General features: G+C 51.1%; 12 protein-coding genes and 1 riboswitch. Of the genes, 6 read left to right on the plus strand and 6 right to left on the minus strand.

What is annotated here, in order from left to right; all coding sequences use genetic code 11:
• Positions 1–96 precede the first annotated feature (96 nt).
• Positions 97–6,810: a non-ribosomal peptide synthetase gene (locus tag BI182_RS04395; RefSeq protein ID WP_286805812.1), complete on the minus strand. Its 6,714-nt coding sequence runs from the start codon at positions 6,808–6,810 to the stop codon at positions 97–99.
• A gap of 388 nt (positions 6,811–7,198) precedes the next feature.
• Between BI182_RS04395 and BI182_RS04400 the strand changes: the two genes are divergently transcribed.
• Positions 7,199–8,959 (plus strand): diguanylate cyclase domain-containing protein, encoded by a 1,761-nt coding sequence (locus BI182_RS04400; protein WP_286805814.1) that lies wholly within the window; start codon positions 7,199–7,201, stop codon positions 8,957–8,959.
• Between the two features lie 138 nt (positions 8,960–9,097).
• On the plus strand, positions 9,098–9,370 hold the full coding sequence (locus BI182_RS04405) for a late competence development ComFB family protein (RefSeq protein ID WP_070372291.1): 273 nt from the start codon (positions 9,098–9,100) through the stop codon (positions 9,368–9,370).
• Positions 9,371–9,453: 83 nt separating this feature from the next.
• On the opposite strand, the gene BI182_RS04410 is transcribed toward BI182_RS04405, so the two are convergent.
• The 5 genes from BI182_RS04410 to BI182_RS04430 all read right to left on the minus strand — a co-directional run bounded on the left by BI182_RS04410 (position 9,454) and on the right by BI182_RS04430 (position 14,908).
• Positions 9,454–10,659: an aspartate kinase gene (locus tag BI182_RS04410; RefSeq protein WP_070372290.1), complete on the minus strand. Its 1,206-nt coding sequence runs from the start codon at positions 10,657–10,659 to the stop codon at positions 9,454–9,456.
• A 521-nt stretch (positions 10,660–11,180) separates the two neighbouring features.
• Positions 11,181–11,936 carry a 4-hydroxy-tetrahydrodipicolinate reductase gene (gene dapB, locus BI182_RS04415; protein ID WP_070372289.1) on the minus strand — a complete coding sequence of 252 codons (756 nt, stop codon included), beginning with the start codon at positions 11,934–11,936 and terminating at the stop codon, positions 11,181–11,183.
• Positions 11,937–11,945: 9 nt separating this feature from the next.
• Entirely contained in the window at positions 11,946–12,824 is an 879-nt protein-coding gene (gene dapA / locus BI182_RS04420) for a 4-hydroxy-tetrahydrodipicolinate synthase (protein WP_286805818.1), read from the minus strand.
• Positions 12,825–13,136: 312 nt separating this feature from the next.
• Positions 13,137–14,135, minus strand: a complete 999-nt coding sequence (locus BI182_RS04425) for an aspartate-semialdehyde dehydrogenase (protein WP_148637830.1) — start codon at positions 14,133–14,135, stop codon at positions 13,137–13,139.
• 158 nt (positions 14,136–14,293) lie between these two features.
• A riboswitch (Lysine riboswitch) is annotated at positions 14,294–14,468 on the minus strand.
• Between the two features lie 227 nt (positions 14,469–14,695).
• Positions 14,696–14,908 (minus strand): DUF1858 domain-containing protein, encoded by a 213-nt coding sequence (locus tag BI182_RS04430; protein WP_070372286.1) that lies wholly within the window; start codon positions 14,906–14,908, stop codon positions 14,696–14,698.
• A 169-nt stretch (positions 14,909–15,077) separates the two neighbouring features.
• Here BI182_RS04430 and BI182_RS04435 point away from each other — a divergent pair, with 169 nt between their 5' ends.
• The 4 genes from BI182_RS04435 (at position 15,078) to BI182_RS04450 (ending at position 18,653) form a co-directional block, all read left to right on the plus strand.
• Positions 15,078–15,353 carry an HPr family phosphocarrier protein gene (locus tag BI182_RS04435; protein ID WP_148637829.1) on the plus strand — a complete coding sequence of 92 codons (276 nt, stop codon included), beginning with the start codon at positions 15,078–15,080 and terminating at the stop codon, positions 15,351–15,353.
• 165 nt (positions 15,354–15,518) lie between these two features.
• The gene (cobS, locus tag BI182_RS04440; RefSeq protein WP_286805822.1) at positions 15,519–16,292 is read left to right on the plus strand and encodes an adenosylcobinamide-GDP ribazoletransferase; all 774 of its coding nucleotides are present in this window, start codon (positions 15,519–15,521) and stop codon (positions 16,290–16,292) included.
• Between the two features lie 32 nt (positions 16,293–16,324).
• Positions 16,325–18,307, plus strand: a complete 1,983-nt coding sequence (locus BI182_RS04445; RefSeq protein ID WP_286805824.1) for a YgiQ family radical SAM protein — start codon at positions 16,325–16,327, stop codon at positions 18,305–18,307.
• Positions 18,279–18,653 (plus strand): metal-dependent transcriptional regulator, encoded by a 375-nt coding sequence (locus tag BI182_RS04450; RefSeq protein WP_070372282.1) that lies wholly within the window; start codon positions 18,279–18,281, stop codon positions 18,651–18,653. The genes BI182_RS04445 and BI182_RS04450 overlap by 29 nt, the downstream gene beginning before the upstream one ends.

Below are 18,653 nucleotides of genomic sequence, written 5' to 3' on the forward strand. Positions count from 1 at the left end.
AATAGCCGGGTGACCGGCTTCAGACAAAAACATAAGATAACTCAGTACCGACAAGAACAGGCCGCAGCGATGTGTTGCGGCCTGTTTTTTAGGCCCTTAATTTTCGTCAATATCAAAGAAGCCCAGCCCATCCAGGGCAGCAATGGACTTATGCAGATAGATTTCGTTGGTCAGCGGCCAGCGGTGGCCGATCCGGTAGAGCACTTCGGTGGTAAAGTGGTTTTCGGGGTCAATCGGGTAGATGTGATTAACGGTATCACTGTTTAAATAGACAATCAGCCCGGAAATCGCCGGGGCCACCTCGGCATCGGCCATTCCGGCCCGCAGGGCGGCGTCAAAGTCGGCGTCAGAGACCACCTTAATGGCAAAGCCGTAGGCGTTCATTTCGGCCAGTACATCAGCCATATAGACGGTGTGGTTATTGTAGGGGTGAAACACCGTCAGGTCGCGGTTGGTCTGGGACAGCCTTAAAATCGCCTCGGCGGTCAGATCAATCGGTGAAAACTCAACCGCCTGACTCAGCCCCCCGACGGGGAAACATTTTAGAATCTTATAGCCCTTGAGCCCCCGCATAAAGCCGTTGTGGAGGAAGTTGATCTGGAACTCGCCGTCGCTGTTGCGGCTCATCAGATTGCCGACCCGCATGATCTTACCGCGCAGGCCGTCCTTGGCGATGGCCGAAAGTACCGCCCGCTCAGCCAGAAACTTGGAGTGGACATAGGCGTTTTCAAGGCTCTGGGAAAAGTAGAGCTCGTTTTCGTTAATCCGTTTCTCCCGGGGAGGGGCGCCATTTTTGCCTTCGCCGGCGATGCTGACGGTGGAAACCTGAATCAGCTGCTTGCCGGTTTTCAGGCACAGTGCCACCAGGTTTTCTACCCCCTCGACATTGATTTTCTCAAGCGTATCATCGGCCACAAAATGCTTAACACAGGCGGCGCAGTTAATCACCGTATCGGCCGCTACATCAGATAGCGCCATCACACTATCTAAATTGGTGATATCGCCCTCAACACAGAAGATCCGGCTGCCAAAAAGCTCGGCATAATCGCGGTCAAAATAGTAGACCAGCATCGTTTCAATCCGTTGCTGTAACGACCGGGCCTTGCCCTGACGGATAAAGCAGGTGACGCTGCCGTCATAATGGTCCAGGAATTCCTTTAGGATATGGGCCCCCAGAAAGCCGGTGGCACCGGTTAAAATAATGTCACCCAGCGGGCTGGTGTTAAGGCCGGGGAGACTGTCGGGCGTATTGGCCGCCAGCACTTGCGCCAGCGCCGGGTAGTCAAAGTTTTTAATGCGGTCATTGGGGTCAATTGCTGCGGCGACGTGTTTTTCAACAAAGGCCGCCAATTGCTTGACCGTTTTGTACTCGAACAGGTCAGCGTAGGCCAGCGGGATCTGCAGGCTCAGGCACTTCATCGCCACCTTGGTGGCCGAGATTGAGGTGCCGCCGATGGCAAAGAAATCGTCCAGCACCGAGACGGTTTCCAGTCCCAGGGTGGTGGCGAAAATTTCGGCCAGTTGTTTTTCCAGCGCCGTTTCCGGGGCCAGATAGTCGGCGGTCTTAATCCCGGTTTCCGGCTGGGGCAGGGCTTTTTTATCGACTTTGCCGCCGGGGGTCAGCGGCATCGTGTCAAGCAGGACATAAAAGGTCGGAATCATGTATTCGGGCAGCTGCGAAAGCAGCAGATGGTGCCAGACCTTGGGGTCAAGCGCTTCTTCCGGCCCGGTATAGTAACCGATAATGTACTGGTTGCCGCTTTGCTCAAGCACCGTCACGGCAGTTTCCTTGATGCCCGGGTGGGCCAGCATCGCCCCTTCAATTTCTGACAACTCAATCCGATAGCCCCGGATCTTAACCTGGGAATCGATCCGGCCGATGTATTCAATCAGACCGTCGCCCCGGCGCCTTACCATATCGCCGGTGCGGTAGAGTACCCCATCATCAGGGCCGCTGGCAAAGGGACTGGGGACAAAGGCGGCAGCGGTTTTTTCGGGCAGGTTGTGATAGCCCCGGGCAATCTGGCGACCGGCATGGCAGAGTTCGCCGGGCATCCCGATCGGCACCGGCACAAGCTGGTCATCGACCACATAAGAGCGGACGTTGATTAGTGACTTGCCAATCGGAATATTGCGGTATTCCTGATCGACATTAAAGAAGGTGGTCTCAACCGTGCTTTCGGTGGGGCCATAGGCATTGACAACGGTATAGGGCCGGTCGTAATAATGCTTAAGCTTTTCGCCACCGACGATGATATGGGTCAGGCTACAGTCACCAGTCAGGCTGTCAATGATGATTTCGCCCATCTGGGTCGGGAAGATGGCCACGTTGATGGCCTCATCTTTTAGAATCTGACAGACCTTGACGGCATCCTTGCGGTCGTCTTCGGCAAACAGATAGACCAGGGCACCGTTTGCCAGATAGGGGAAGATCCCCAAGACCGAGGCATCAAAGCAGAAGCTCGAATACTGGGCGCAGCGGGTCTGCTCACTGACCTGCTGATTGATGGTTTCGTTCATGATCAGATTACTAAGGTTGGCGTGATCAATCATGACCCCCTTGGGCTTGCCGGTGGAGCCGGAGGTGTAGATCATATAGGCCAGATCGCTGCCGGTGGGTTTGGCGGTCTGCCAGCTTTTATCAGCCGGCAAAAAACCGCTGGCGGTGACGGCATCCAGACTGACTAGCCTGTTCGGGAAAAAGCGGGTCATGTGCTGGTAGTCATCGACATAAAGCAAAATATCGGCCGCTGAGTCGGAAAGCATATAGCGCAGCCGGTCTTCCGGGTACTCGGGGTCAAGCGGCACATAGGCGGCGCCAGCCTTCATGGTGGCAATGACACCAATTAAAAATTCCCGAGTGCGGCCCGACAGGACGCCGACAAAGTCACCTTTTTTGACCCCGGCGCCAAGCAGCTGCACCGCCAGCGCATCCGAAGCGGCGTCAAGCTGGGCATAGCTGATGCTGCCCTTGCGGTCGGCAATAGCTGTTTGCTCGGGATATTGGGCGGCCGCATCCGTAAACAGATCAACAAAGGTATGGCCGTAAAAACGGGGGTCATTGACCATCTCCCGGGGCTCATCAAAGAGCAGCTGTATCTGATTGAGATCGTCCGTGGTCAGCACCTGTTTTGCGGCCAGTGCCAGATTGGATAGCAGGGCATCCATCGAGCTGTCCTCGTAGCGGTTACTCTCAAAGGTGGCCCGGAAATAGTAGCGGCCCTCCCGGATTGAGACCTCTACCGAAATGGCGGCAATGACCCCTTCGCTCATCACCTCCAGGGCTTCGGTGGGGAGACCGGCCAGGGTTTCAAACTCAAAGTTATCGCCCTGATAAACAAACATCGCTTCGGCTGAGATGCCAAAGGTCCGGCTGATTTGTGCAAAGGAGTAGAGATCGTGATCCATACTGTCGATAAGCTGATTTTTGGTGGCGGTAAACAGGGCACTGGCCGGGGCATCAAGCCTGCAGGTAACTGGCAGGGTTTTAACGAACATCCCCATCGACCGGGCCGTCCGGGAATCGCTGCGGCCATTGTAGATGGTCGTAAAGACGCTGTGGTTTTTATTCGTGTAGCGGCCCAGCAGGTAACCAAACAGACCGACAAAAAAGGCGTTGGGGGTGATCTTCTGGGCTTCGCAGTAGTGCTCGACGGCAGAGACTGTAAGCTGATCGGGGATCAGGCTGACAATCCCCAGGGTTTTTTCGCTCTCGCTTTTGTCCGGGCCGGGTAAAAAATGGGTGTCGCAGCCGGAAAACAGGTCGGCAAAATAAGCCTCAGCCTGGGCGTACTCGGCGCTGGCCAGGCGTATTTGTTCGTCCCGGGCGGCGTCAAAAGAGCTGTAGCTTTCCGGCTCCAGTGCTTCCCCGGCGTAGGCCCGGTTAATGTCTTCAATTAAAATCACCAGCGAAGTGCCATCGCAGATGCTGTGGTGGATATCGATAAAGAAGTAGTTGCCGTCTTTGGTCGCAAACAATGAGGCGTTAAAGAGTCGGCCATCAATCAGTTTAAAGGGGGTGACCAGCTTGTCCTTATCCAGATAATCCCGAATCCGCAGGGTAAAGGGGGCCTCATCCCGGCGGCGCTGCATGATTTCGCCATCATCATCCATAAAGAAGCGGGTTTTGAGGTAGGCGTGGGCCGAAATGGCCGTTTCTACAGCAGTTTTAAACCGCGGCAGGTTGACATCGGGATGGAGCTTAAACAAAAAGGGAATATGATACAGCTGCTCATCGGGTTTGGCCATCGATTCGACAAACAAGCCCAGCTGGGTCTGGGTCAGCGGATAGGCCGTCAGTTTGGGGCCATCGTTATCCGGGATCGTGGCTGCGGCGGCAGTCAGGAAGGTTTCCAGTTTGGCAACCGTGTTATGTTCTTTCAGATCCCGGTTCCGCACTGCTACCCCAAAGATCTGGGACAGGCGGACATTTAAGGTCACGGTGCCAATTGAAGTCAGCCCGGCCTCCTGCAAGTCGGTTGCAATGCCAAACTGATCGTGGCCGAGAATCTTGGCGACGCAGTTGTAGATCTGCTTCTGGGTGGGGTTTTGCGGTGGGGTCAAATCAGTCTGCTGTTTAACCGGCAGCGGCAGCGCCTTTTTATTGACCTTCAGGTTCTGGTTGAGCGGAATGGCCTCTAACTGCATCGTTACCGCCGGGACCATATAGGGCGGCTTTTCGGCTTCGATAAAGGCGTTGAGGGCGGCAACGTCAACTGGGGTATCGGACACCACATAGGCGGCAATGTACTTGACCCCGCTGGGATCATCATAGGCGACGACGGTGGCGTCCTGAATGCCCGGGAACTGGCGGATCACCACCTCAATTTCGGTCAGTTCGACCCGGAAACCGCGGATCTTGATCTGAGCATCCCGGCGGCCGACAAACTCGATATTGCCATCACTCAGATAGCGGACAATGTCGCCGGTATAATAGATCCGGTCATCAGGGGCGACATCACAAAAGGGGTTGGCGCCAAAGGCAGCGGCAGTGGCCTCGGGGCGGTTTAAGTAGCCCCGGCCGACATGCATCCCGGCAATACAAAGCTCCCCGGGGACGCCAATGGGCAGCTGCCGTTTATAGCGGTCAACCACGTAGGTTTTGAGATTGTCCACGGCCTTACCGATGGGAATATTGTCATAGAGGTTATCCACCTCAAAACACGTGGAAATGACAGCGGTTTCGGTGGGGCCATAGAGGTTGTGGAAATGATAGCGGGGCGGGTGGATGGTGGCCAGCTTTTCACCCCCAGTTGACAGATGCTTAAGCGAATAATTAGTGATGGTGTCAGCAAACTGGCGGCCCACCTGGGTGGTCATAAAGATGTGGCTGATGCCATTGGCTTCGAAATAATCGTTTAGCCGCAGCAGATCAAGGCGGATTTCATCGGCAATAATATGCAGGGTGCCGCCCACGGTTAAGACCGGATAGGTGTCCATCATATTGGCGTCAAAACCAAAGCTGGCATAGGCGGCCACCCGGGCGGTCTCGTCCAGATCATAGTAGCGGTTGTACCAGTGGCAGAAACAGACCAGATTGCGGTGCTCCAGCATCACGCCCTTGGGCACCCCGGTGGAGCCGGAGGTGTAGAGCATCACCATCAGATCCTCAGGCGCAGGGTCGCTTAGCTCCCTAGTGCTGTCCGGCAGGTCCTTAATGTCTTTGGTCAGGATCAGCTGACCGCTGTAGTCAGGGATCAGTCCCAGCAGGGCTTCATCGGCAATCAGTAACCGGGCGCTGGTGTCGCCAATCATAAAGCTCAGCCGGTCGCTGGGGTAGGAGGGATCAAGCGGCTGATAGGCCGCCCCGGCCTTAAGCACCCCAATTGAGGCGATTGTCATCAGCTCGCTTTTGGGCAGCAGAATTGGGATGATATCCTCCCGGCCGAAACTAAAGCTTTTGATGTGTTTGGCCAGCCGGTCGGTGACAAGGTCGAGCTCACGATAGGTTAGCGAGACATCCTGATAAACCACGGCGATGTGCTCCGGGGTTTTTTGGGCCTGGTTTCTGAGCATCGAGACCATCGTCAGGCTGGCGTCGTAGGGCACGGTGGTGTGGTTAAAGGTTTCACAGCGGAGCCGGTCAGCCTCCGAAATCAGGGTAATGGCTGAGAGTTTTGGAGCTGTCAGTAAGCCGCCGATGGTCCGTTCCAACAGATCGGCAAAGCTGAGAATGGTTTCTTTTTTATATAAATCGCTGCGGTAATGCAGGCGTAGCGCAAAGTTGTTGCCTTTGGGGCTGACTACCGCCGCCAGATGGGCGTGGCCGAGGTCCACCGGCTGTTCCGGGTTTTCATTAAAGACAAAACGCAGATCAGAGCTTAGACTAAGCTCCCGGGCCAGCTGCGAAAAAGCGCAGCCACTGTGGCGGCGGGTTTCTAAGAAGCTCGTCTGAACAGTCTTAAGGTAGTCATTAATTGATGCGTCTTCATCGATTTTAAGATACATAGGCAAAATGCCATCGGCGTTATCACTGGGCAAAATACAAAAAACACTTTCGTCCTGGCCGCTAAACTTGGCCAGGGTGAAGGCAAAGGCCGTCAAAAAAAGTACCGGGGCGGTGATTCCAGCGGCAGTCAGCCGGGTATTGATTATCGCCGGGGCAAAGCGGCGGGAAAAATCGCTGCCCACCCAGGCCTCAGGGACGGTCGTGCGGCTTAAGTTTTCGGGAAAATCATAAATCGGCTTAGAATCAATTTCCAGTCCGCTAAAAATGCCGGTGAAATAGCGAAGACTCTCATCCGCGGCAGCTGCGCTGGTGGCAGAAACCTTTGCGTTGTGCGGGGTTTGTTTGTCATTAAGATCATTCATGGGGCAATTATTCCTTCCTGGATGCATAATTTTATGAGTTTCAGCAAAATGTTGGTGCTTTGCTGAGATCGTAAATTTTTTATTGTTATTATACCATAACATTTGTTTGGTGAGACTATTTTTTAGATTGAGCACCCGAATCATTATTAAAAACCCCGGCGGAAAGAGACAGCCTTGTTGATTAAAAGTCTGTTCAGGGGTGGGCTATTATGGTAAAATAGAAAAAAGTTTAGTTAAAGTAGTAAAAAAAGCGAACTGCATGGAACAAAACAACAAAAATGCATCGACAGCCGCAGTTTGTTAAAGAAGCAGTCCCAATTAAAAAAGGCCAGCAGCAACCGACCGGTGATTGTCCCGGCAAGCAAAGCAATGAAAAGAGGGTACATTTATGGAAAGATCGCAATCAATTACCGCCAATCATCAAATCCGGATGACCATCGTCGGCCTCTGTCTTCTGGGAACGATATTTGTGGCGGTGTATTTTAATTACTTTAAAGGCATTGATGTGGTTTACACCCACCTCTTTTATGTGGTGATTGTGCTAGTCGGTCTCTGGTACAAACGCTACGTCATTCAGGTGGCGATTTTTCTGGGGGGCTTCCACATCATCATGGATTATCTCAGTCAGGGAGCATTCTTGATGGCGCCGATTCTGCGGGCCAGCATCCTGCTGTTTGTCGCCTCGGGGATTTATTTTCTGATCAACCAGTTAGAAAGCAGTCACAAAAATCTCGACCGGGTGATGAGAAGCGTCGGTGATGGCATTATCGTGGTTGATCTGGAGAAACGGGTGACGCTACTCAACCGGGTCGCCGAAGAACTGACCGGCTGGTCAAGTGACGAGGCCCAGGGAAAACGGTTCGAGCTGGTTTTTCAGCTGTCCCATGAGAATCCCGAATATCAGGTTTCCAATCCGGTGGATGAGGTCCTAAAAACTGATCACAGCACCGTCTCATCCCACCATGCCGTGATCACCGACCGCCAGGGCCACTGCTTTCATATCGAGGACAGTGCCACCCCGGTAAAAGACGGAGACGGGGCTACCACCGGGGTGGTGCTGATCTTTCGGGATGTTTCCGAGCGGGTGGCGCAAAATAAACGGATTGAATACCTTAGCTACCATGATCACCTGACCGGCCTTTATAATCGCCGCTATTTCGAAGAGGAACTCAAGCGGATCGATGGCCGCCGTCATTTTCCGCTATCGATTATCATGGGCGATATCAACAACTTAAAAATGATCAATGATGCCTTTGGCCACCTGACCGGCGACCAGGTGATCTATGCTGCCGGTAAAATGCTCAAAAAATTCTGTCGCCCCAACGACGTGGCGGCCCGCTGGGGCGGCGATGAGTTTGTATTGCTGCTGCCCAATACCGATACAGAAACCACCGCCAAAATCGTCGAGCGGATGAACCAGGCTGTGGCCCTGGCCCCGGTTGATCAGGGAATGCTTTCAATGGCCTTTGGCTGGGACACCAAAAAAAATCTGTCCGAAGATGTCCTGGCTGTTTTTAAGAACGCTGAAAACTACATGTATAAACATAAACTGCAGATGAAACCCCAGGTTCGGGACATGACCATCCGCCTGATTATGGCATCGCTTTATCAGAAATGCGGGGCTGAGAAAAGCCATGGCAAGATGGTCAGCCAGTATGCCCGGCAAATTGGAGAGGCCATGGGGCTGGGCGAAAAAGAGCTGGCAGCTCTGGAATGGGCGGCCCGGCTCCATGATATCGGCAAGGTCACCCTGGCCCCGGGCCTGCTCGATAAAACCGGGACCTTGACCCCGGAAGAATGGCTGGCGATTAAACGCCACCCGGAAATAGGTTACCATATTACCAACATTGCCGCCGATATGGTAGAAATTGCCCTAGCCATTCTTAGCCATCACGAATGGTGGGATGGCAGTGGCTACCCCAAGGGTCTGTCTGGCCAAAAAATTCCTCGGCTGGCCCGGATTATCGCCATTGCCGAAGCATATGATGCGATGGTCAGTGACAGGCCCTATCATCCGGCCCTGTCTCCCAGTCAGGCGGTTCATGCCATCGTTCATGGCGCTGGTACCCAATTTGACCCGACTATTGCCGGGGTTTTTGTAAGCAGGGTGCTGACGGAGCAAACGGGATGCGGGCAAAGGCAAATTTAGTCATGTTTACAACAAATATCGAATCGTGAGCTGAAAACGGTTGAAATGGCGTTGTTTTAATAGTATACTAATGTCAGGAAAGTGTTTATCTGAATCGATAAAATCAATTACTAAATCGACAAACTTTGGAGGGAAAAGATGTTAAAAAATTACATGGAGGATGCGGTTGATTCATTTTTACCACACATGCTCAAACAGTATCCGGATATTTGCCGCTGCGAGCTGTGTGTTGAAGATATTAAAGCGATTGCCCTGAACAAGCTAAAACCCGCTTATTTTGTGACTCATGAAGGGCTCTTGTTTTCTAAAATCGATGAAATGACGACCCAACATAAGGCCGATCTGACCAGCGAGCTGACCCGGGCCATTGATATCGTCTCAAAAAATCCCCGTCATCCCAAACAATCATAAACCGCTGCCCAACAATAAAAAGCCAGCATCTCAAACCTCAGGGTCTGAAATGCTGGCTTATTTTGTTTGTGATCCGATACGTTTTATAAATCGAAGGCCTGGGCGGTAGCTGTCACTGCCAGATCCTTGTCTTTTTCGGGAATGATACAACTGATCCGGATTTCGGAGGTGGTAATCATCAGCATCTGGATGTTGTTATCGGCCAGCAGGGAAAAAAACTTGGCGGCGACGCCGGACTGGCTGCGCATCCCGATCCCAACCACTGAGAGCTTGGAAACCTGTTCGTTGATAATCACCCCGATGCCAGGGTGTTTGTCCTGAAAAGCGGCCAGAACTTTCTTGGCATCAGCCAGATCGGAAGCCGGGGCGGTAAATGAAATATTGATCAGATCATCGATCGGGGCGCTTTGGCTGATCATATCGATGTTAATGCTTTTGGTGGCAAATTGACTAAAAAACTGGGAGGTGATGTTCCGGTCAAAGGGAACGTCACGGATGGTGATCATAATTTCGTCATTGTCAATGGCCACGCCGGTGATGGATTGTCCTTCCATGTTGTTTTCTCCTTTTGTAATGATGGTACCGGGAATTTCCAGTTCGCTGGAGGCGACCCAGATGGGGGTATCGTACTTGCTGCCCAACTCAATGGCTCGGGGATGCATGACCCCGGCGCCGAGGCTGGCCATTTCCAGCATTTCTTCGTAAGATACAGTGTCGAGCTTCTTGGCCTGGGGATAAAGCCGGGGATCAACCCCGTAGATGCCTTCGACATCGGTGTAGATTTCGCAGGGGGCCTCAAGCACACAGGCCAGCGCCACGGCACTGGTGTCCGACCCACCCCGGCCAAGGGTGGTGACATCATCATTTTCATTGACGCCCTGAAACCCGGCAATAATGACAATTTTATCGTCGTTTAACGATTCTAAAATCTTGGTGGTGTCAATTCCTTCAATCCTGGACTTGGTATGGCGGCCGCTGGTGCGGATGCCGACTTGAGGGCCGGTAAAGGAAATGGCGTCGTGACCCAGGGCTTGCAGGGCCATCGACAGCAGCGAAATGGAAATCTGCTCGCCGGTGGACAAAAGCCGATCCAGCTCTCGCTTGGGGGGGGTGGGGTTGATGTCATAAGCCAGCTTGACCAGATCATCGGTGGTTTTGCCCATGGCGGAAACCACCACAACAACCTGATGGCCGCTTTGTTTTTTGGCAATGATGCGCTTGGCAACATTTATAATCCGTTCGGTGGAACCTACTGAGGTTCCGCCGTATTTCTGCACAACAATATTCATGTGATGAACCTCTAAATCAGTAGCAGCTATGATAAGTCGACTGTTATGTGATCCTTTCTGTTAATGGTGTGGGGGGCGATGTGAAATACCGTACCGATACGATTCTCTGTAATTCTTACACGGAGGTCTTAAGATCGGGGGTTGCATCTTAATTCCGTACCGACCAATTATTAATCTGTTGTTCGCTGCGGAATCGGACAGGTTTATCAACCTGTTCGCTCCGATGCGAACAACATGATGTAACAATTGTCGGTACTACTTGGGTATAATACAAAACGTTTCACGATTCAAGGTAAGAATTAAAAACAGTGTTTTCTTGTTAACGGTACTGGTGCGTGCTTTGTTTTTAGGCGCTTACAGCTAGACTCAATTGCCTGGATACGGGTTTCATAATCAATTTCGTAACGTGTAGGCGAACTGGCGATAGCCTGTACGCCGTACAGTGTAGAAATTGCTTTATGAAAACCAGTAGCTAGGCTAACAGTACTTAATATAAGCGCCTTGAGGGCCATGGTCGTCAACTAGTCGTTGACGACCATGGCCATGTCATAGCGGCCGGGGGCCTGGCCGACCAGGAATTGGGCGGCTTTGACAGCGCCTTCGGCGAAGACTTTTTTGGACAGGGCAATGTGGTTGACTTCGATGATTTCGTCATTACCGGCAAAGATCACCGAGTGTTCACCCGGGATGGTGCCGCCGCGGATGGCGTGGATGCCCAGCTCGTTGTCGCTGCGTTTGGCATCCCGGCCGTAACGGCCGTAGGTGTAGTCTTTTTTGGTGGCCAGACCGTCGTTGATAGCGTCGGCCAAAAGCAGGGCGGTGCCGCTGGGGGCATCCAGCTTTTTATTGTGGTGCTTCTCAATAATTTCAATGTCAAAGCCTTGCTCCAGTTTGGCAACCATTTCGGTCAGCATCTTGGCAATCAGGTTGATGCCTAATGACAGGTTGGCAGTTTTAAAGACCGGAAATTCCTTGGCCCCTTCATCAATGGCGGCCAGATCAGCCTCAGACAAGCCCGTGGTGGCGATCACAATCGGGATTTTGTGGCTCCGGGCAAAGCCGAAAATGGCCGGGAAGGCCGCAAAGTGAGAAAAATCGATAATTACATCGATCGCCTCGTTACATTTGGTCAGATCATTGTAAACCGGAAAGGGCAGGGTGGTCAGCGCCTGCTGATCAAAGCCCGCCACCACCTGGGTGTCGGGGTTGGCGGCAATGATCTGCTGCAGGGTGCCACCCATGGCGCCGGAGACGCCGCTGAGTAAAATATTGATCATTGCGACCTCCTATAGTAAACCATAGGTTTTTAAATCTGCAGTTAGTTTGGCTTTATTGGCTTCTTCCATCTCAATCAGTGGCAGTCGCATTTCACCGGAATCCAGACCCATCAGGCCCATGGCGGTTTTAACCGGAATCGGGTTGGTTTCATAGAACATTGCCAGGTTAACCAGGTTGGTTTTAAACTGCAGTTCCCGGGCCCGTTCGATATTCCCGGCCATAAAGCTGGCCACCAGCTCATGCATATCTTCAGGAATAATGTTGGCCGAGACCGAGATCACGCCCTTGCCGCCAACCGCCAGGATCGGCAGAACATGGTCGTCATTACCGCTGTAAATGTCAATGTCATTGCCGCAGACCCGGGCAATTTCAGTGACCTGGCTGATGTCGCCGCTGGCTTCTTTAACCGCCGCCACATTGGGGATCTTGCTCAGCTCTTTAATGGTGGCTACCGAGATGTTCATGCCGGTACGGCTGGGGACATTATAGATGATCACCGGAATCGTGATGGCATTGGCAATGGCCGTGATGTGGGCGATGATGCCCCGTTGGGTCGATTTATTGTAATAGGGGTTGATAATCAGGCAGGCATCAGCACCAGCTTTTTCGGCTTCCTGGGATAGCATGATCGAATAGGCAGTGTCATTACTGCCTGTTCCGGCCACAAAGGGCACCCGGCCGTTGATGTATTTACCGGCATCCCGGAGCAGCGCCAGATGCTCATCATCAGTCAGGGTTGAGGTTTCACCGGTGGTGCCGGCAATCAGAATGGCATCGGTTTTCTTTTCTATCTGCCAGTCAATCAGCTTATGAAAGCGTTCAAAATCAACTTTCCCATCTTTAAACGGGGTCACCAGGGCGACACAGCTTCCTGTAAAAATACTCATTTCAATCTCCTTTGATTGTGGTTTTTGTGTATAATACCGTACCGACCAATTGTTAATCTGTTGTTCGCTGCGGAATCGGACAGGCTTTGCCGTGTCCGCTCCGATGCGTACAACATGATGTAACAATTGTCGGTACTGGGTTAGTGTTCTAATCTATGTTCGTTAACGAGCATAACCTTGATTGCTTTGATGCCGGTATTCAGAAACAGTTTCGTAACGTGTAGGCGAACAGGCGATAGCCTGTCCGCCGTACAGTGTAGAAACTGTTTGCTGTATAGCGGTAGCAAAGCCAACGGCACTAAATTAATGAGCCTAGATCAGGCCCCGTTTAGCCAGTTCGAAGGCGATCTGGACGGCGTTGGAGGCGGCGCCTTTGCGGATGTTGTCGGCGACGACCCAGAGGTTCAGGCCGTTATCGACGCTTTCATCGCGACGCAGTCGGCCGACATAGACTTCATCGGTGTTTTCGGCGGTGCGGGCCAGTGGGTAGACGTTGTTGGCCGGGTCATCCTGGAGAACAATCCCCGGGGCGTCGCTGTAAAGCTTGCGGATGGCATCCAGCTCAAAGGGTTTTTTCAGCTCCACGTTGACGCTTTCGCTGTGGCTGTAAAAAACCGGTACTCGGACGGTGGTGGCGGTGATCCGCAGGCTGTCGTCGTGGAGAATTTTCCGGGTTTCGTTGATCATCTTCATTTCTTCCTTGGTGTAGCCGTTGTCCAGGAAAGAATCGATGTGAGGCAGGACGTTATAAGCAATTGGGTGGGGGTAAAAGGCATTATCTTCGCCCTTGATCCCGTTTTCCAGATCGGCATAGCCCTTGACTCCGGAACCGGAAACCGCCTGGTAGGTGGAATAAACAATCCGGTCGATGCCAAAAGCATCATAGAGCGGTTTTAAAGCCACCACCGCCTGAATGGTGGAGCAGTTGGGATTGGCAATGATGTTTTTGTGCCAGTCCAGATCTTCCGGGTTGACTTCCGGCACCACCAGTGGTACGGTGGGGTCCATCCGGAAAGCGCTGCTGTTGTCAATGACGATGACGCCTTTAGCTGCCGCCACCGGCGAAAAGCGCTCGCTGGTGTCACCACCGGCAGAGAACAGGGCAATATCAATCTCCTGGTCAAAAGCTTCATCACAAAGCTCCTGAACCACGTAGGGTTTTCCGTTAAAAATAATTTCTTTGCCAGCCGACCGTTTTGATGCCATCGGATACAGGTTCTTGACCGGGAACTTAAGTTCCGCCAGGACCTGAAGCATTTTCTGTCCCACCATCCCAGTGGCGCCAACAACTGCAACATTATAAGATTTCATAGTACCTCCAAAAATTGAAATTATAGTTAATTGCGCAATTTACAACAGCAAAGCTCACCGCAATATCTCATTTCGCAATTTTCCATTTGAAATTAAAAAAAGCCAGTAACGGGTACCGGCTAAAATACAAAGAAATGCTCAAAAAAAGCTTCCATTGGGTTTTAGATAGCACTCCATCATTAAAAATGATGACAGTCTCACTGCTCTTAACAGTAAGCCCAGGAAAACTGGTGGCAAACAATAATCCTTCGGCGAGCTTTCCTTTCACAACGTGTCATCCCATTAGCCATGGTCACCGTCGTTAATCTTAAAGTCCGCACCTCTATCGTAATATTCGATTCTGACCATTGTAACAATTATTCCTGGTGATTTCAAGGGGTATTGACAAAAAAACAAAAAAAGCAACGCATTGATTAAATGCGTTGCTCAGACTATCAAAAAAGATAACCCAGTACCGACAATTGTTACATCATGTTGTGACCTAGGGGTCAGACCCTACGCATCGGAGCGGACAACAGATTAACAATTGGTCGGTATGGGAGTTTAGCGACAACCTTAAACTATTTTGTTAAATCAACAGCGTCAATGGCGTCATTAATTGATTTAATCAAGGCATCGACATCAATGCCGTGGGCCAATGCCCCTTCTTCGATGCTTTCAAAACGTGCTGCCATACAACCAAAGCAATGCATGCCATAAGCCTGGAAGACGTTGACAGAATCCGGATATGCGTTAACGGCATCAAGGATACCCATATCTTTAGTAACTTTCATTTTTTTCACCTCCGCAAAGTGTTAATCACATTTGACATATGATACATTATAAAACTTAAAAAAAGATTTTACAAGTTAAAAAGAAATAAAAGTCGTTGACTTGCTAAAATTGCAGTCTAGGGTTATAATACTAACATAGGGGAATTTTATAGTAAAGGGGTGGATTATTGTGATAGTTGATAAAGTAATCGTTGATAACAAGGCCGGACTCCATGCAAAACCAGCCTCTCTTTTTGTCCAAAAAGCCAATGAGTTTAAAAGCGAAATCTATATCAAAAAAGAAACAACCCGGGTTAATGCCAAAAGCATTATGGGTGTGATGATTTTAGCTGTTCAAAAAGGTGACGAGATACAAATCGAAGCGAATGGCGATGACGAAAAGCGGGCCATTGAACAATTGAAACAAATGATTGAAAATCGTTTTGATTTTGTGGATGAAGTTTAAGATAATAAAAATCTTTTAAAAACAAAAATTCAGAAACCATGGCCGGATAAAGTATGAATGCAAATTCATGCTTTTCTTTTTTCGGGAAAAACTGGCGTAAGCTCAGTGTTAATTTTTAAAACAACAAAAAACTATGAATTTTTAAGAGTATATTTGGAGAACAACATGAGAAAACTACTGATTGCAATATCATTTTTTACCCGCATCCCAATCAAGCTTAATGATGTCAGTGCCGAGGAGTTTTATGAATCAATGATTCTGATCCCTCTGGTGGGGATTTTTATCGGGGTGATCCTGTATGGGGCGGCCCAGCTGTTTTCATTGATCCACTTTGTTCAGCTGCAGGCGCTGCTGATGGTGATTGCCTATATCTGGCTTACTGGCGGCCTCCATCTGGATGGCTTTGCGGATACCACCGACGCCCTGTTTTCAGCCCGGGATCGGGAAAAGATGATGGAAATCATGAAAGACAGCCGGTTAGGAGCCTTTGGCGCCATCGGACTGATCCTGATTATACTAACCAATTGGATGGCCTATACGATGATTCTGCCCGAGTACAGCAGTGCCCTGCTGGTCATGCCGGTATTCGGCCGGACAATGGCGATCATGTCGACCTGCTTTTCCACCTACGCTCCCGGTGGCGGTGGTTTGGGCAAGCGCTTTGTGGAAATGACCCAGCTCCACCATTTTATCATTTATCTGGTGCTACTACTCGGTTATGCCACCCTGATTCTGGGACTACCGGGTTTGCTTACGGCCGTGATCGGTCTGCTGCCGGCATTGCTATTGATGAAAAATCTCCAGCACAAAATCGGCGGGATGACAGGTGACACCATCGGGATGACCATTGAACTTAACCAGACCTTTTTTATGGTGGTCTTTGCAATCATCCTGATTAACTTCCCGGCATATTTCAATCTTTTTAGCGGTTTAATATAAAAAATGTGAAAAATTATTAAGAAAGGGTATGAATGAATAAGTCAAGCAAGGATTCCGGGCAAAAAGTCCGAGCCGATAAAACCCCCAAAGAAAATAAGGGGTTCCTGCCAATGTCCAAAAAAGAAATGCAGACCCAGGGTATTACCCAATGCGATTTTATACTCGTGACTGGCGATGCCTATGTCGATCATCCCTCCTTTGGGGCGGCGATTATCGGCCGGGTGCTCCAGTCCCGGGGTTTTTCAGTGGGGATTATTGCCCAGCCCAAGTGGCAGGAAAACGCCGATTTTATGCAGCTGGGCGCCCCCCGGCTGGGGTTTCTGGTCACTGCTGGCAACCTTGATTCGATGGTCAATCATTTCACCGTCAACAAAAAACGCCGCCAGGAAGATGTTTATGCCCCCGGAGGTAAAGCCGGACTGCGGCCGGATCGGGCCACGATTGTCTATTGCGGCAAGATTCGTGAAAATTTTGGTGAAATCCCGTTGATTATTGGTGGAATCGAAGCCAGCCTGCGGCGCTTCGCTCATTACGATTACTGGCAGGAGAAAGTGAGACGGCCGATTCTTTTTGATTCCCGGGCCGATCTGCTGGTCTATGGCATGGGCGAACGGGCGATACTTGAGATTGCCGAAGGCCTGGAAGCTGGCATTCCGGTACATCAGCTGACCCAAATCCGGGGCACAGCGGTAATCAGCCGGGAAGCCGGGGAAGGCGTTATGCTGCCGTCCACCGAGAGTGTCAGCGCCGATACAAAGGCCTATGCCGAGGCGACTGCCCAGATTTATCAGAGCAATAATGCCCATGACCCACAGGTCTATATTCAGCCCACCGGCAACCGTTATCTGTGGCAGAACCCGCCCCAACCGCCGCTTTCCCAGGCGGAGTTTGATGATCTGTATGATCTGCCCTTTACCTATCGCTGGCATCCCGCCTATGATCCGGTCGGGGGTGTGCCGGGGCTTAACGAAGTCAAGTTCAGTATCACTGCCAACCGGGGCTGCTATGGCAACTGCACCTTTTGTGCCCTGGCCATACATCAGGGCAAATATGTCCAGATGCGCAGCCGCGATTCAATTGTCCGGGAAGCCAAACGAATGACAAAAGAGCCTGATTTTAAGGGCTACATCCACGACATCGGCGGACCGACGGCCAATTTTTCCCATCTGGCCTGTAAAAAGCAGGCAGTCCGGGGTTACTGCAAAGATCGGGAGTGTCTGGCTCCAACCCCCTGCAAAAACATTGATCCCAGCCACAAGCCGTATCTGGAGACACTCCGGGCAGTCCGGAAACTGCCGGGAATCAAGAAAGTGTTTATCCGTTCGGGAATCCGCTATGATTATCTGGCGCTGGACCCGGACAAGGCTTTTTTTCGGGAATTGGTGGAGCACCATATCAGCGGCCAGCTGCGGGTGGCTCCGGAACATGTATCCGATACGGTGCTTGCTCACATGGGCAAACCGGCCTTTAACGTCTATGAAAACTTTGTCCGGCAGTTTAAGCAGATTGATGGGCAGCTGGGCAAAAACCAGTTTGTATTGCCCTATTTCATTACCGGCCATCCGGGCTGTACCCTCCAGGATGCCGTCAAACTGGCGGAATACATCCGGGAGATGGGCTTTTTCCCGGAACAGGTTCAGGATTTTTACCCGACACCGGGTTCGGTGGCAACGGCCATGTACCATACTGGTGTCAACCCGCTGACGATGGAAGCGGTTTATGTACCCAAGGGCCGGGAAAAAAACATGCAGCGGGCGCTGGTGCAGTATAACAAACGGGAGAATTATCTGCTGGTGCATGAGGCCCTGACCAAAGCCTATCGGGACGATTTAATCGGCACAGGGAAAAAAGCACTGATTCCGGCTAAGGTAAAAAAATCCGAATCGCGGTCACCCCAGGCTAAAAAAACCAATAAAACCAGACCTGCCAAGCCAGCTCAGGCAAAGCAATCAAAAATAAATCAAAAAGATAAAAGCAGAGGTAAAAATGGAAAAAAAATTAACAGAATCCATTGAGGATTATATCGAAACCATTTATCTGGAGAGTCAAAAACACGGCAAAGGGGTACGGATTACCGATGTTGCCCTGGAACTCAAGGTCAGTAAGGCCAGTGCCAATGATGCGGTTCGCAAGCTTAAGGAATTAGGCTATGTGGAACATGAACGCTATGGCCAGATCTATCTCACCGAAACTGGAAAAAGCCGGGCGGTAAAGGTTTATGAAAAGCATCGGCTGATTACCGAGTTTCTGGTCAAAGCCCTGGATGTGTCCCTGGCCAATGCGGAACAGGATGCCTGCGGTATTGAGCATATTATCTCGGATGAAACCTTCGAAAAAATGAAGGCTTATCTCGAGCAATAA

Origin of the sequence: Acetobacterium sp. MES1 (assembly GCF_002237635.1) — a bacterium.
Taxonomy (GTDB): domain Bacteria; phylum Bacillota; class Clostridia; order Eubacteriales; family Eubacteriaceae; genus Acetobacterium; species Acetobacterium wieringae.